This window comes from Arthrobacter sp. B0316-1-20, from assembly GCF_059091865.1.
In genome coordinates this window covers 208917-225499 of record NZ_JBNHHC010000001.1, presented here as the reverse complement: position 1 = coordinate 225499, position 16583 = coordinate 208917, and the positions used below count along the sequence as shown (strand labels likewise).

The window sequence follows — 16583 nt, the reverse complement described above, 5'->3', positions numbered from 1 at the left end:
CGCCCCAGTCACTGTCCGGTAGCAGGTCCGGAGCAGCCCGGAGAACCTCCGCAGGCAGTTTGAACAGATACCCCTGATTGGGTTTCAAGCCGCTGGTCGGGTGCCTCTGGAAGGGGAAGTACATTGTGTACCCCCCCCGTTGTCCGCAAATTCCTGCTCGAGCTCGGCCTTGACGCCGAGTATGTCGGACTGATGGTCGGCGCGCAGATCGGTCAGTAGGTACGGTCGGGGCAGGGCTGTGTACTTCGTCAGTGGGATGGTGTTAGCGGGCTGGCCGAACCATTCCCCGGCCCGCGGCTGCAGCTTTCCGGCCACGATTGACGCGCCATACATGCCGGACTGCTTTTCTCTAAGTACCGAATCTACTTTGTACCAAGCAGCTCCGACGGTTTTCCGCTCCACGACACCACGAGGCCGTCCCGGGCCCTGGTGGCAGCAACGTAAAGCAGCGAACGCTCACGCAGAAGGGCGTCAGCTTGCTCGGCTGGCGCCAGGTTCTTCAATTGGTATGCCGCCGGCATTGATTGGTCTGACATGCCGAAGAGGACCACACGAGTGAATTCCATGCCCTTGGATCGGTGCATCGTCATCACTGACGGGACGCCAGTAGCGAGGGCGGATCCTGCCGTCCGCGCCTCAATCCCCCGTTCGCTGAGTCCGTTGATCACTTTGCCGATCTGGAAGTTTGCGCGGACGAGAATGCCAACTGTCTCAAGCGGCACACCTTCTTCCTGCCATGTCCGCAGAGTGTTGGCGAGGTTATCCAGCTCTTCCACGTAGGACGTTGCCGAGTGCTCTTGCGGCTGGGGACCGACGCGCGACGAGGTGTATCCGCTGATCGATTCGTCCCCGCCCTCAATGTCGGTCACCGGCATGCCCCTCAGAAGTCCGACGGCGTACGCGAGGTTTTGTTGCGTCGTCCGGTAGTTGAGCGTCAACCGTCGGGACCGCCCTACAATTCGGATTCCGAAGCGGGACAACGGGATCTTCTGTCCATAGATGCGTTGGTGCGAATCTTCGGCAATGAAAAGGTCGTCCGGGCCCCGCACCACCAACTCCCGAAGGAAAAGCCAATGGCCCGCGTGCAAGTCCTGGGCTTCGTCTATTAGAACGTGATCGGCCAACCGGGCCTTCCCGTTCTCGGCGCGCTGGCGAAGGATCAACGTCGCGAGGTGCGCCATCTCCACGAAAGACGCGTGCATCTCAATTCGGTTGTAGTACCTGTATGCCTCGATGATCTTCCACACTGCAAGCCGTTTTGCACGGTTTAACGCGGTTCCGCGACCCGCCCGCGGGACCTTGAGGTACGTGTCCTTGTCGCTGATGAAGTTTGGAAGTACCACGGTCTCGTATTCCTGCTGTAGGAACGTCGGATTGGCGAGCTCAAGCTCCAATTCATGTTCCACGTCTCCGAGGGCAGATTCCCATTGTTGGCGGGCGTAATCCGTATCGACGATCTTTCCTGGAGCTGCCGTTTCAAGCCCGAAGAGCTCCTTCATGGACTGCCGCTGCTCCCCCTCAGACGCAGCGCGGAACACCTTGCTCACCAGCGCGTCCACGCCCGCGACATAAACACCCGCTTCACCCGGTTTGGCCGCCCGAAGGAGGTCCGAGTCGAGTTTGGACAGACCGGTTTCGAGCGAGTCGGCAAGTGTCGTCGTAAACGTCGTGAGAATAATCCGGGCCGCGGGCTCGTCGCGAGACAGCGTCCTGGCGCGATGCAACAGCACCACTGTCTTGCCCGTGCCGGCGCCCCCTGCGAGGCGGAAAGATCCGTTATAGCGGCGTTCGGCGTAGACTCGCTGTTCGGGGTGGAGGAAGGTGCGCCAAGAATCGAAGTCGCCGCCCTCAATCACCTTCTTCAGCTCCTCGGAGTTCTCGCCCACGAAGGTGAACTGCATCTGCGTTGCCGGATGCTCCAACGCCCGTTTGATCTTGTCCTCCTCGGACACGAGCGGGTCATCAACGTACCGGTTTAGGGCTAGCTTGTCCTGAACCTCAGCGACGGAGGTACCCGCGGCGAGTTCCAACAGCGCGGTAGCTTGCCACTCGGGAGCGTCACCCAGGACGTCCAGGAGCTCTTCATCTGACAAAGCGGCAAAAGTCCGGTCCACAAGATCAGGTGCGAGACCAAGAGTTGCGACAAGCTCCGATTTGGTCATTCCGCACGCCGCCAGCGGATTCGTCCAGAGCTGTGGCTGATCCTGCCCAACTTCGTGCTCTGCCTCTGTCTCCTCCACCGTCTCCACAAGGGGAGCTTCCGGGGCGTTCCCCGTGGAAGTCGGTGTATCCGTCGACGTCGGTGGCTGTGCCGCCGGAGTTGACGCCTGTAAGACTTCGAGAACACCGTTGACGGAGTTGACCTGAAGCACGCTTGAGCGTGCGATCTCAATGGCTTCATCGTGCGGCCACGCACCGTAGTAGAAATAGTGCGGTATGTTCTCGAAGGCGACTTTGAACAGCACGGCACGGTAGTTAAGGTCAATGCGCCCGGTGCGGACCCGGGGGTCTGCAGGCGTGTGCATCGGCTCTATGTGCAGACCGGGGGCGGTATCGTCCTTCTGGAGCTTTTCAAAGAAGGAATAGACCTTGGCCTTCATTGCGCCGTCGATCTTATCTTTCTTCTTGATCAGTGTCAGTAACGGCACCGTCAAGCCTCCTTCATTTTGAGCAGTCCGCGAATATCGTCAACATTAGGTCCCACCGTCGTCCAACCGGCGGCCTGGAGTTCCGAGTGCCCGTCGTCGTCGAACACAACCCCGATTTGGTAGTCGGGCCACGCTATGGAGACCGGTAGGCCATCCACCTCATATCCGAGCTCCGGCAGAACAGCGAGACCGGCATCGGCAAGTTGGAGCAACAGGGTTTTCTCAAGCACTGTCGCCTGCTCAAGAAGTTGTTTCAAAGCCGTGTTCGTCGCGTCAGCCGTCTCTTGGCGCGCCACTTCTTCTAGCACTGAGGTTCCAGCACTTACGGCCGAGCTGACGGACCCGATGGTCAAACCTATCGGCTTGAAGGCCAGTAGGTTGGACAGCTGCAGCCATAGTCGCCAAGACGCCTCATGAACGGAGGACGTCAGTGCTTCGGCTCGGTCGTCGAGGCAGAGGCCGACGGCAATAGTGGACAGGCTGTTGGGGGACCCAGCAGCGGCAAACCCAACGCTTCCGGACTGGAAGGTCCAACCAGTGGTCGCACCCTGGGGCAACGTGAGTTGTTGACCCTGTGCCAACGCTATGGCGTGCCCATACATGGAATCCGGGTCGGCCGGCTGAGGCTTCTGCTGCATTAGCATGAGCGGCACCAGTTCGGAGAACTTGGTCCAGGCTTCGGGGTCGGGCTTATTGACCCATTGCCAAAGAATACTCATAGCGTCCCGTCCCAGCACGCCCATGATGGAGGCATCCACGGGGTACTTCGCCATAAGCTGTGCGTTCAGCTTGGCGTTCATCCAAGACGGCAGCGCCGCCGGGGCCGAAGGTCCTGCCTCGAAGGCGTCCACGTCCTGCCAGGTCACGGCCCAAGGAATTATCGCTGAGGACAGCTCTGACGTATGCCGGAGCTTGTCGCGCTTTGCTGCGTCATCCGCAATCCGATTATGCTCGGGCGACGCATGGAAGGTAAACCCATCAGTGTAGATGGCGAGCACTGGGAAGTTCGGGTCCGGCGGCCCCTTCAGCAAGAAGTCGGGCCGTGTGCCGGCAACATCCACCTGGGGCAGAAGCTGCCACTGGAAGTTCTGGCCGGGCATCCGGAAAGTAATGGTGTCCGCAAGCGCTCCCGGCGTCACCTTTGTATGAGCCCCGACGGCCTTGAGCCGGTCCATCCAGGCCTTGCGGAACCGCTTTTCCAGCAGCGATTCGATCGACGTTTCGCCGCTCGGTGCCTCTTCAGTTACCGACCAATCTGAGTACGACGGCGGAGCGCCACCGTCCGCGGGCTGCTGCCCGGAGCGCAGCAGGATTCCAAGCAACCGTTCCGCACTGGCCCTGGCAACCTTGTCGACCTGCCATGGCTCGGCGTGAGGTAGGAGGCAATGGTGGCAGGCAAGCCGCTCCTCAAATCGGCAACTGCAGTCGCGCACGGTCTCCCATGCGGCGTACAGCAGCTCCCAAACACGTTTCGCATCGGCGAACTCGGCCAGGTAGCCCGTGCCTCCGGGGACCTTGTCGTGGAGCATGAGGGCGATCCGGCCGCCGCCATGTGCCGGATCGTTGATCCGCAGCACACCGAGGTGGTCCGGCGCACCCCCCAGCACTTTCTGCAGTCCCAGGAGCAGCGCTGCCTGGAGACTTGGCACTGAGAAGTCGTCGCCATAGGTCACGTCGAGCGGAAGGTGGAGCACCACGCCCTGCGTGTTGAGCTCACGGGCCAGGACAACTTCCTTAACGCTCTCTTGAAGCTCCTTCCGGAACTTGCACCAGAAGCGGTGCTCGCTCGGACGGTTCTCCTTGGCAGACTGGTCCAGCTGGCCGCAGTAGGAACACAGCCGGAACATCGGGGTCCGGACGTCGTCGCCCGCGATGATCCTCACGCCGCCATTTGAGGCGGTCCGCCCGGTGTTGATCCACCGGATGTCCACCCGGTTGAAGTACTCCGCGCCGAAGTCGTTGCCTTCGACGAACCAGCGCTTTTGCAGATGCTGCTGGTCAATGTCCGCCGCGGCCACGATGGTGAACCGTTCGCGGACCCTGTTGTCGCGGCGGTCATTAATGGCGGCCTCGTCGCGTCGAACTTCAGCGGAGACCTTCTTCATAACCACGACGTCGAGGATCTGGCCCATGTCGGCGATAGCCGGCGTCCCGCACCGCAGGCAGCTCGCCACAGGGGCGCCCGTGCCGGCGTCGGTCTTGATCCAGCCGCATTGAGGACATACCTGCCACTTCTGTACGTGGCTTTGCTGCGGCCCAAGGTCCACTGCGTCGATGAGTATTTCCATGCCTTGGGCGTAGAAGGTGGCCCCGGGGGCGAACTCGCTGAGTGCTACGGAGGCGCCGCGGTTGTACGTCACGGTGTCCGTGACGAACTCCTGTGTGTCGGCGTCCTTCCAGGACAGCCCCACATCCAGGCTGACGGAATCGTCCAGCAGGGTGTAGTTCGGAAGCACGCCGTAGGCCTCCAGAACGGAGATCCAGTAGTCGCCTCTGAGCTGCTTTAGCTGGGCGCCGATCATGCGGAGAGTCGCTTTAGCGGTCCGCAGGGCTTGAAGCGAGTCAGAGGACTTGTCACCAAGGCGCTCCGCTTCCTTGGCCGCGGTTTCGAGCTCCGGCAGGGCCTTGTCGATTTCCTTACGTCGGCCTTCAAGCTCGTCGATGTCGGCCTTCCACTCTCCCGCCGCCCGGATGAGATGCCGGGCCAGACCGCTGGGCTCGCCGTCGTCGTGCTCGGATGCCCAGGCAATCAGCCGCTGTCGGCTTCCCTCCGAAATCCGTTCGCCGAACTGGCCGAGGAATTCAGGCAGATAGACCTTGGCATTCTCCGTGGCATCCCGGATCAGGTCTCCGATGAACGATCCCGGCGCAATGCTGCCGAGTGCCTGGACGGCGTCACGAGGGTGCGGTCGGCCAACCGTCCGGGCGAATCGGTCTGCCACGTGGGCGACGTACTGGCGTCCCAGGATCTCTTCCGCATCCAAATAGGTTGCCGGCGGCCGGACCTCCCCGTTGATGACCGAGAGGGGGTCGTGCAGTTTGGGCAGATGCTCGCCGCGGCCGCGCACGAACGCGAGGACCAACGAGTTGCCGGTCATTCGGCCGGCGCGGCCAACCCGCTGAAGGTAGGAGGCCACTGAAGTGGGCAGCGAGGCGAGCATGACGCAGGACAGGTCGCCGATGTCGATGCCCATCTCCAGGGTGGGCGTAGCGACTAGGACGTTAGGCGCCTGCGGATTGTCCGAGCCGGACTTGAACTCGGTCTCGTAACGGATCCGGGTCTTGTCGTCCAACAGCGAGGTGTGTTCGCGGGCCACCACGCGCTTGCTTTCTCGTGAGGAGTAGAGGTCCCGATAGAAGTTCCGGGGGTCTCCTGCCTGGCGCTCCAGCCTCCCGCTGCACCGGATCAAGGTGCATGGTGCGCCCTCCAGCTGGTCGATGACGGTCCGGCTTCCAGGGGTCAAGGCCTTGCAGACCTTGCACGCCAAAATGTGGCGTCCGGATTCGAGGTCGTCGACGATAGGTACCGAGAGCATGATCTTCTCGGGATCCAGCCAATAGACGTCTGCTCCGGAGTTGGTGCTGCTCTTGCCCAGCACCCCGTCTTCGGCCAACGCCGTTATCAGTGCCTTGGACAGGTAGCCGCTGTCGGACGGCGCAACGCCGAGGCAGCGAGCAGTCCACCGTGAGTACCAAGACGTCGATGGCGTGACGGTGTCAAGGTTATCGGTGGCCGCGGCCGCGCTGCCGATCCGTGGGAATGCTGGCGCGGGACGACCGGAAGGGAAGGCTGGCATGCCCTCGCCCTTGGGCCGACCGCCCCAGATCTGCCAGCGTTTGCCGTCAGTGGCGATGTAGCCCTTAAGCCATTCATGGTAGATGCCGCCCTGGAGGCGAACGCGTTCCACCGTGCCGCGGAGCCACTGCAGCAGCTGCTGCTCGCTAGGCGCGGTGTCCCTCACCATCGTCTGGTGCTGGGCGGAGTCGTAGGCCTTGCGGGCGACGGCGAGCATGCGCGTCGCGCTGCCCGCGTCGGTCTCGACGGCGAGAGAACCGGTGAGCTCCAGGGTCCTGCCAGTACGCGATTGCAGACCGAGCTCCAGGAGGGCGTCGAACTGAAGCCGGCGCCTCGCGAATCGGCGTCCGCGGGCCTGTTCCGGCGGCGTTGCCTTTGGATCCCAGAATTGTCTGAAGCTCTGGCGGTCGACGTAGTCCGGTGCCACCAGCTGATGACGCTCCGCCGGTGTAGTCGCCCCGGCGATGGCGGCATCAACTACCTCCGGCAGGGTGGCCGTCTGTTCCCCCAACGCTCGACGCAAGGCGGTTCGGAGCGTCATGGTGTGGGAGCGGGATTGGACATAGCCGGCCCGGTGGGCAGCATCCTGCACACTATCGGTGAAAACCAGCGCCTTCTTCTCGCCCTCGTCCAAGCCTTCGGCCCCGAACAAATTGGAGATGCTCACGGAGAGCATTGTTGCAATGGCACTGCCCATGAAGGCGATGCCTTCCTTGGCCAGGCAAGCAGGGCAGACGTCCCGTTTCGAATGGTCGTCCGCGTCCTGTCCGGTTAGCATCAGCACGGGAATGACGCGGCCTTCGGCAAGATCGGCGCTGTCCGCTGCTGGCGGTGTTTTGGAAAGCCCCCGGTTTACCGTATGTAGCCAGTGGAGCCCTTGGACCTGTTCCGCCCCGTCCTGATCGAACTCCATGATGTCCGCCTCGGCGGCGGCAGAAATAAGTGTTCTGAAGCGCGGGTTATTCGCCAGCCGCGCCTCGCGGATTTTGGAGTCGTCCAGCTCTAGGTCCATACCAGTGGGTGCGAGAACCGCACCCCAGCCGGAGCGGCCGCAATGCCTGCAGTAAACGGCGGGCAGAAACATATCGTTCGACTGATCCACTCCGTCATCCGACCAGCGGAACCGCGGGACGGTATCCACGGCGGCATCCACGCGCGACATCTCCCGGATCCACAGATGTGTTTCGACGGTCAGGGCTTCGCGACCATAACGGGCACGGATGTGACTGAGCAGCGCGATGACGTGCGAAAGGAACTCCTCGGCGTCGGTCGATCGCACTTCCTTTGGAAGCGCGTGGTCCGGGAAGATGCGCTGGGAAAGCTCGGAGAGTTCGACGGCGGTGGTCGTGTGCTCCAGCAGGGCCGTCGTGAGTGGGTGGGTGCGTATCGCGTCCAGCAGGTCGGCGGGGCGCTCCTGAAAGAGCGCATTCACGGTGGGATCAAAGACGACGACGGCCTGGTTGCCGGGTGCCTCCCGCAATCCGGCTACAGCTGCGTTCGCTTCGGCAATCTCCAGGGCCACGGCGTGGAGATTCCTGGGCCGGGAAGTGCTGGTACCAATGGCTGCCCAGTCCTCCGCGGTCAGACGCGATTCTGTCACTACGGCATCGGGCGGAAATACCTCGCCGAAAACGGTTTCCGCGAAACGGAGCATGGCTCCGGGATCTCCCTTACTGCCAAGCGTTGCTGACGTGGCGACAGGAGTGACGCGGCCCAGCGGCCTCTCCCGGTCCGTCTCAACCAATCCGTAGGGCTGATCGGTCAGGTCCTCCGGCCAATGGCTCTTCAACGCAAGGCCGAGCCGCCGCAGCAGCATGGCCACATCGGTACCCTGCGCACCGTCGTAAGTGTGGAACTCGTCGAGGACTACGTACTGCAGACTGGTGGCGGACTTTTGCCACAGCGGCGCATCCTCGTGGCGCAGCAGAAGCATGTCCAGCATTTTGTAGTTGGTCAGCAGTATGTCCGGCGGATCCTCGCGGAAGACCTGGCGATCATTGATCAGGCCCTCCGGCGACACCTTAGTGCGGCTGGTGTCCTGCTGGCCAGTGTAGATTCCAGCGCTGACGCCTGACAGTTCGGCGTGCTTCGTCAGCAACTCTGCCAAACGCTTGGCCTGGTCGTTGGCCAGGGCATTCATCGGGTAAAGGATGAGCGCCTTCATGCCAGTGACACCCGTCCGCTTGGCACGCAACACGTGGTCCAGGATTGGGTAAAGGAAGGCCTCGGTCTTACCCGAGCCGGTGCCCGTGGTGACCAACGTGGGTGCAGGCCTCCGGTACCCACCCTTCGTGCCGGTGCCACCGTTGCTTTTACTGCTCAACCGTCGAAAAGCCGCCGCCTGATGGCCATAGGGCTCAAAGCCCTCATACCATTCCAGACAATCGCGCCATCCGGGATGGGCAGTCTCGAAAGGCAAGCGCATGCGAACGTACGGGCCCTTAAATAGGCCGTTCTCGGGATCTGCCAGAAAGTCCTTGATCGCCTGCTGGGCATTGCCATCCGTCAGCGCGAACGTAGTCGACAGATAATCGGACAATCCCCGGCGCAGGTCCCCAGCCTGACTAGTGGGTAAAAGTTCAGTCATGATGACTCCTCCGCCAGCATCTTTTCAAAATGCGCGTAGGCCTTCCGCATGTCCTCTTCGCGGTCAAAGCTCCGGAATGGGAACTCGAACGCATACTCGACGCCACTCTGGGGATGTGTCCACGTCCGTTCAACGAGCGTTAAAAGGTTTCCCTGCTTTCGATACATCCGATTCAATTCACCGGGAACTTTGCGACCGTTGGCATCATAGAGGTCGCTCTGCTCGTAGGCTCGGAGCACAGGAAATTGAGTTCGATAAATAGTGCACAGCTCGTCCCCCGATATGCCAAATTCGATGGCCGCCAGCGCGTCTAGCTCCACCTCTGCTGCCCGTCGTTGGACGCCGCTCTTGAAGCTGTGTCCGGGTGACCACGCGCTATCCATCGCGGCTTCCCATAGCTGCTCGTACTGGCTGGTTAGGCACACCAGACGAGCGGCACGTTCAATTATGGCCTTAGCCAGCGGAGATTCGACGCTGAACTTGGGAAGCTGATTGAAGAGCCCGAATTGAATCTCGCTGGACCCGGAGGACTTAACGAAGAAGTCGGCCGAGATACTGGACAGCAGCCCGAGTTGCCCAAGTAATACCTTCGCATCCGGGAACGGCCCTGCAGAATAGACCGGGTGGACATGTGATGCTCCGGGAGGGATCAGCCCGACATGTAGGGTCCTTTTACTAGCAATGGCCGCCATTCGGCGCCACGCGATCCGGAAGTGAGCGCGGACAGGCGTTGCACTCCCGTCGGGATTATTCCAGTTACCGTAATCTCGAGCGTACTTGCCTTGCTCATTATTCGGTTGATAGACCGTCCGGGGAATGAAGTCTACAGGAATTGCTTCGAGATCAATTTCGTCCCAGTCATTGTTGCTTCTGACAGTTTCGCGAGGCTGTTTGGAAAAGGGGTTAGCCACAGTAAAATGCGGGCCTTGAAGGATAACTTCGCTCCAAGAGTCCGGAACACTGGTCCCCAGTTCAAAGTACCCCTTCTTACGGTCCGCGGTCTCATGCCAACCTGCCGAATACTGAAGACCGAGTTCCCTAACACGGGCAGCCTCGCTCAGCTTTTCGAGAACCCCGGAGCTCGCCCGGTTGATCGGATAGACCATACGAGCCTCAATGGCTGGTGTGTTCGGCTCATCAAGAACGTTTGCCCAAACGGATAGAACTGAAGAATCTACTTTCAATATACGTTCGGCGTGGGGCCGAGAATCCCAGTCACCCTCGATCGTCTTGAGTGCAGGCGCTTCGCCAGAACCGTCATGAAGTAGCGAGCGCTCTGCTGTGTCCGGCTGGTACAAAGATGCAGCCATGATGAACTTGGGATCATCACGTCGATCTGAATAGACGTGAACTCCGAACTCAAGCTGGTCAGTAAGGTCTGAAAACAACTTCTTCTTGTTGCGGAAGTGCCAATGTCGTCGAAGCCGTCGATAGGTATCGGCTCGGAGGTGCGCGGCCCTCTTTTCGGTGAAGTGGGATTCAGGATGTATCAGGCCTACTGCACCCTGCAAGGACGCTGACCACCAGGTGCGCACCATGAACGCACGGTAAAGGTCGGGCTGTAGTCCACTTAGCAGCGGGTATTCACCGTGCGATCCCAAGTACTCCGCGACCACGGCAGTGGGCACGGCCGCTTCGACGAAATAGTCGCGCATTCCAGTTCGAGCAAGCGTTTCGTCGCGTTTGACCTTAACCTGCGCCTGGGTAGGCTTCTCGGACAGCTGCCACCAAGGGTCTCCTTCGGCGAGGAGCGCAGCTTCGTCTGAACGTGGACGGACCCACGGCGGATTTCCCACTTGGAGATCAAAGCCACCTCGGCCGAAGGCAGACGCAAAGTCGAGCTCCCAATGAAAGAATCCTTGCTCCTTCGCGATTTGCGCACAGACTTTGAGCCATGGGTGTTCCTCAATAGCTAAAGGGATGCGCTTTGCTTGCGATGCGCTGAGGTCGAACGACTCGATGGATTCCAGTTCTCCCCATGACGCCATCGTCAAGATGGACGTTTGTCCCCTCGTATGGCCGAACTTACCCGGTGCCTTGCCAGCCGATGCCTCGACACCGAGGATGGCTTCAAGCGCAGAGATCCATGCTTCAAGTGTTGGCGGCTCCACGCCGCCTGTCGCATTTTCGGTCAGCGGCCAGAACCAGAGGGCGTTCCACGCATCCATGACCTGGCGTAGACGTTGATATGACCCATCGGGATCATTGAGCGTTTTCTCGATTTCTTCCCGGGTGACGCCCCGCGCCTCGGAAGAATCGGCTTCCGCTGCACCCTTGCCAAAGTAGTCGATGTCCCGGCGGGCCTCGGACTCGGCCACCTGAAGCCGACGCAGGGTCAGTTTCCACAGTGATTCCGCCCGACGGCCTAGAGCCACGAGCCGGTCGACCTGGGTCTTGCTGGGCTTGGCCTTAATCTTGTTGCGCCATGATTTGAGGTCCTTCTGCGCATCGGCAGCCAAGTTCTTGACTTCCTTGGCGTCCGCGGCAGCCCCCCACCCTTCAGCGGGAAGCAGGAAGTGGTGGATGCGACCAGCGACGTTCAGGTCTTCGGCGTCTTCACGCATGGCCTCAACCAGCCCAGTGAGGGGCGCTTCCTGCGGCTCCGATTTCAGCCAGGACTTGTCGTTTACAGCTTGCCGCGAATAGGTGGCTCGTCTGGCGCCAATGAGCGAGTTGCCACGGCGTAGCCGCAGTCCGAACCAGGGCGCTTGCAGGTCCTTGACCATGGTGTCCAGCCACAGCGATACTTCGGCGAGCTCGACCGCCGTCGCATTCAAGTCAACGCCGTGTACTTGATGCAGCGCAATCTGCGCTTTGACCTTTTGCAGTTCCTGAGGGTACTCATCTGCGGGAATCTGAACGTCCAGTTCCTTCTGCTTGCGCTTGAGATATTCGTCGGCCAGCTGGCGCACGGCCTCGATTGCGAACGCCCCTGAACCTAGAGCAGGCTCGCACACGGTCAGCTTGAGGATGTTATCCGCTGGCGTCACCGTACCGTCCTGGTCCAACAGCTCCTCGAGCGCCTGAGAGACGACGAATTTCGTCAGCACTTCGGGAGTGTAGTAGGACGCCGATTGCTGGCGCTCCCGCCCGGCCAGACGGAAAACAAAAGATCCGGCCCGATGCACAACAGGACGCTTCTCCCCCGTCTGCTCGTCCACTTCCATGACGAAATGCCTGGCTTCTATGGATTCGGAGCGGTCCACGGGCACGACCCAGGAACCCTTCTCCGAGTTCCCGTCCTTGGCTACTTCGTACAGGTCCGTCTCGGCAATAAAGCCGGTGTAGGACATGAGTCCTTCGTACACCGCGCCCAACTGGTTGATGCCCAGCTCGGCATAGGAGATAAACCCTCGATCCCTGCCACGCGTTTCCTTGCTCAGCAGCAGGTGCTGAAGGACCCGCTGGAGCTCCCTGTTGCTGAGCTTTACCTCGTCGATCAAAGACGTCGCGGCGGGGAGGAACAGATCGGCCTTGAGCGGTTGGAAAACCAAGCCCTCGTTCACCGCGGAGGCTTCCTCCGACGTCGAGTCGTCCCCATGCCTGTGGCCGTCATCCACTAAGCGGAAGAGCCGCTCCAGCGACTGGTAAATATGGGTGCCTCGCTGCGACGCTGGCGATTGCACATTGACGAGGGTCAGCTCCCGCAGGCGGTCCAGGCCGTAGCCTTCGCTATATTCGCCCGCCCCAACCGGGAGAACTCCCATTTCAGGGGAGGCCTCCGCGTAGAGCAGGAACAGGATCCGATAGAGGAACCGCAGGGACTGGCGGGCAAGTATCTGCCCGTCTACGCCGTCCGCGGAGAGGCCCTGTGCGGCGCGACGTTTCAGAACATCATTGGCGATGATTTCGATGGACCTGCGGATGCCCTCGCGCAGGTCCTGGGACACGCCCACCGTATGCTTCACGGACGCTTCGAGGACGCCCTCCCACCAGATTGCTCCATCCGGTGACGGCATTAGGGAATCGCGGCCGAAGATGGCGAGGAACCGGTCTGTTTCCCCGTGTCTCTTCGTGTCATTGCGGTCCGCCACCAACAGGACGTCGGCGCCCAGATACCGCCCTTCGGCCCAGCGTTCCTGCTCGGTCAGCACCAGCCACCGGCCTGCCATGACGACCACGTACTTCGGCGCCTGCTCCGACAGGTACATCTCGGAGACGACCTTCGCGACGGTCAGGGCCAGCTTCGGCTCTTTGCTGTCCACCAGCACCTGGCCGAGTGGCAGCACGGTGGACAGCACGTCCTCCGCGGCGTCGGCCGGGGCTGCTTCGACGAACAGCACCTCGGAGTTGTCCGTCGCCCACACGCCGGGGACCAGCATCTCGGTGCCGCTGCGGTCGAACGCGACGTCCGCCGTCGTGCCCTTGAAACCGAGCGCGGTGCGCAGGAGGTCGTACGCCTCGGGTGCACCCGCGGCATCTTCGGACAACCCCGCCAGCAAAATCTGGAGGCGGCCGCGGACCTCCGAGAACCGGCTCAAGGCGCTGGAGTGGCCTTCCTTCCCCTGCTCGTCCCAGGACTTCCTGAGCTTTACTACTTCAGCCTGGAAAGACTCCCTAACTGAGTCCGTGGTGAAGAAGTGCTCACTGATCCAGTTTTCACCGACGACAATCGAATCAAAGGACGGCATTACTGGTCAGCACCTTCCAGGTCTGCGACGGGAGTATTGCGGGGAACGACGACGAGGAGCGGGCGGACTAGCCGCTGGGCGGGGGCCAGGGACTCGGCGATGTGCTGTTCCTCGGTGACACGCTCGCGCTGCCTCCTAACCTCGGCACGCTGTGTGAACTCGAAGGAGAGCTGGGTCCAGCCTTTAGCACGGTTCTTCCAGTCGTTAAGCCGCTGGTTTGCCGCAGCAGCGGCTGACTCGAAGGTCAGCTGCATGGTGTGGCGGGCTGACTCCACTGCATGTGGGAGCAACGCCTGGAAACCGTCAATCGCCACCGGGCCGGGGTTGTTTGCCTTGGCTTCGATTCCAATGTTCCTCAAGTGCTCCCCCAGGTCCTCCAGCGGTTCCGAAAGGCAAAAACTCGGATTGGCGAGGTCGGGGAAGTCGACGGCCATAAAGGCCTTGGAAACAACCTGACCGCGTCGGTTCATCAGAGTTCCCATCAGCAGGATCTGAGTGACTTCGACGTCACCGCGGACAGCGAGCACTTCGCTGCGCGACATAGAGGCCAGGGCACGGTCGCTGGCCCAGTCCAGCACCGGGTGCAGCGGTCCCAGGTAGTGGGCCTCGGGCCAGCTCATGTCATCAGATTCGCGCGCACGGTCAAGCTCCCGGGTCCCAGCTTCCACCGTGGTGGCAAGCTTGAGGCGCTCGCCCACGCGCCGCTCTGAGAGGTAGTCCTGCGGAAGGTAACCCAGACGGTGCTGGAGATCGGCCGGAGGTGTCAGCTCTGCCAGCCCGTGCGCCGCGTGGACGGTCCAACCGACCTTCTTCTGCGGTTCCTCAAATGCTTCGTTGAGGGCCTCATCGAGAAATTCCAAGTCTGACGGATAAAGACCCAATGGCTTCTCGACGGCGATGTCTTCCACCGCTGGATTGCCCTGCAGGGCCTCGAAGTCGAGGAAGTCCCAGACGTCGCCTGACTCCGGATCCGGGTCCGGAGTGCCGACGGTTTCCTCGAAGTCCTTCTTGCCCATCAGGACGTCGCGGATGGCGTCCTCTTCCTGCTTGACGCTGTACTGGCCCATCAACGAAGCCACGTCATTCAGTACGGCATGGGCCTCATGTTCGCGTTCCATTAGGCGGGTCAGGACCTTGATGTCGCCGGAGAAGCGAGTGTTATGCGGATTTAGGAGAAGCGTAGTGATTTGCGGCTTGTGCCGTTGACCGAAGCGGTCGATGCGGCCGTTCCGCTGTTCGATACGGATGAGGCTCCACGGAATGTCGAAATGGATCAGGTGGTGGCATTCAGCGTGTAAATTGACACCTTCGGATGCGACGTCCCCAGTGACAAGAACGCGCAACGGGCTTTTGCCTCGCTTGAACTTGTCGACGATGTCCTGCTGTTCAACATCGCTCAGGCCACCGTGCAGCAAGCCGACGTTCTCGGGCTTGAGGCCGAGCGCCTTCGGCAACTTCTCCTGAAGCCATTTGAGCGTGGCGACGCGCTCGGCGAACACTACCGCGCGCATAGAAGATCCCTTGGCGACGCCGATCTTTTTCAGGTAAGAGACCAACTCGTTGTACTTGGCGGACTCGCCGGTGTTGGCGTCCTCGGCGAGGCGTTTGAGGCGGCTCAAAGCCTCCGCTTCCGCGGCCTGGGTGGGTGCATCGCCGTCGAGCTTCTTGAGGCGCTCTGTCACAGTTTCGAGCAGCGCAGCCGGGCTGGACAGGAAGGCCTTGGCGAGCGTCCAGGAAAAGAGGGATCCGGTTTGCCCTGAATAAGGGGTTGGCCGGCCCTCAGGGTACAGCCAGACGTCTGAAAGCTCCTCGGCAATCGCGTTCTCGGCTGCAGACGCTGACACCAGCCGGTTATCCGGTTCCTCCCGCTCGGCCCAGTCGGCGCCCACTTCCTGGGCGACCTCCGGACTGTGCCGGTGCCGGCGGATGATCAGGTTCTCCACCTGCTTGGGATCAAAGGTCCCGTCCGGGCGGACCACGGTGGGATCGAGCAGGCGGAGCAGCTCCGCGAAGGATTCGTTGCGGCCGTTATGCGGAGTGGCCGACGCCAGGATCAGGGCCTCGGAATTCGGCGCCAGAATCCGGGCAAGCTCGTTATTGAGGGTGCCCGTATTGGTCAGGTTGTGGGATTCATCGATGACCACGGCGTCCCAGCGAAGCTTGCCCAGATGCGCGCGGTAGCGTGCACTCTTCAACGTGTCGATGGAGATGATCGCGCGTTTGTAGTACGTGAACGGGTTCCGGGTGGCCGGAAGCTTCTGCCGGACTTTTTGAATACCGGCGGAGTCCAGACGGACGAATGGCAGGGCGAAGCGGCACCACAGCTCGTGCTGCATCTGCTCTAAGACATGGCGGGGCGTGACAATGAGGATGCGCTCACCCCGACCGCGCTTGACCAGCTCGCTCAGGATCATGCCGATTTCGAGAGTCTTGCCCAGGCCGACGGCGTCCGCGATCAGAATGCGCGGGCGGATGTTCTTGGTATCGAGCGCCTTGGCGACAGCGATCTGCTGATACTTCAGGTTCCTCGAGAGCATCCGAGTGGAGACGGTCAGGTGCTCTGCCGACTGGGGCGTGGGCGTCTTGCGAAGGGTCGTCTCGAGGAACAGCCGCGCCCTGCGGTAGTTGGGGGTGCAGTCCGCGACGACCTTCGACTTGGCTGGATCGACAACTGCGATGTCGTCCAGGGCGCTGTAAAAGGCAGCTGTTGTGTCGCGAACGAGTTCCGTGAGCCCCTGAACGCGAACAAGCGTCCCATCGACGGACGGCTCCGTCGCCGTCACCATCCAGTCCTCGTCGCGGATCCGGACAACCGATCCGGGTGCAACGTTTAGGTCAGGTGTCAACGTATCCGTCAAAGAACTTCGCTCCCGTGCGATAGGTGCCCCCTGCAATCACATGCAGCTCATCCAGAATAGGCG

The 16583-nt window shown here is 61.3% G+C and carries 4 protein-coding genes; all 4 read right to left on the bottom strand.

What is annotated here, in order from left to right:
• Positions 1-362: 362 nt before the first annotated feature.
• Genes AC5RW2_RS01050 through AC5RW2_RS01035 form a run of 4 tightly spaced genes read right to left on the bottom strand, consistent with a single transcriptional unit; the run spans position 363 to position 16508 of the window.
• Positions 363-2648 (bottom strand): 3'-5' exonuclease, encoded by a 2286-nt coding sequence (locus tag AC5RW2_RS01050; protein ID WP_494073474.1) that lies wholly within the window; start codon positions 2646-2648, stop codon positions 363-365.
• Positions 2649-2650: 2 nt separating this feature from the next.
• Entirely contained in the window at positions 2651-9031 is a 6381-nt protein-coding gene (locus tag AC5RW2_RS01045) for a DEAD/DEAH box helicase (protein ID WP_494073473.1), read from the bottom strand.
• A complete protein-coding gene (locus AC5RW2_RS01040) occupies positions 9028-13662 on the bottom strand; it encodes a DNA methyltransferase (protein WP_494073472.1) in 4635 nt (1544 codons plus the stop codon). The genes AC5RW2_RS01045 and AC5RW2_RS01040 overlap by 4 nt, the downstream gene beginning before the upstream one ends.
• On the bottom strand, positions 13662-16508 hold the full coding sequence (locus AC5RW2_RS01035) for a helicase-related protein (RefSeq protein WP_494073471.1): 2847 nt from the start codon (positions 16506-16508) through the stop codon (positions 13662-13664). The genes AC5RW2_RS01040 and AC5RW2_RS01035 overlap by 1 nt, the downstream gene beginning before the upstream one ends.
• Positions 16509-16583: the final 75 nt, after the last annotated feature.

Excerpts from the sequence above, each read along its gene's own strand:
- AC5RW2_RS01045 (WP_494073473.1), bottom strand. The coding sequence starts at position 9,031 with ATGACTGAACTTTTACCCACTAGTCAGGCTGGGGACCTGCGCCGGGGA.
- AC5RW2_RS01040 (WP_494073472.1), bottom strand. The coding sequence starts at position 13,662 with ATGCCGTCCTTTGATTCGATTGTCGTCGGTGAAAACTGGATCAGTGAG.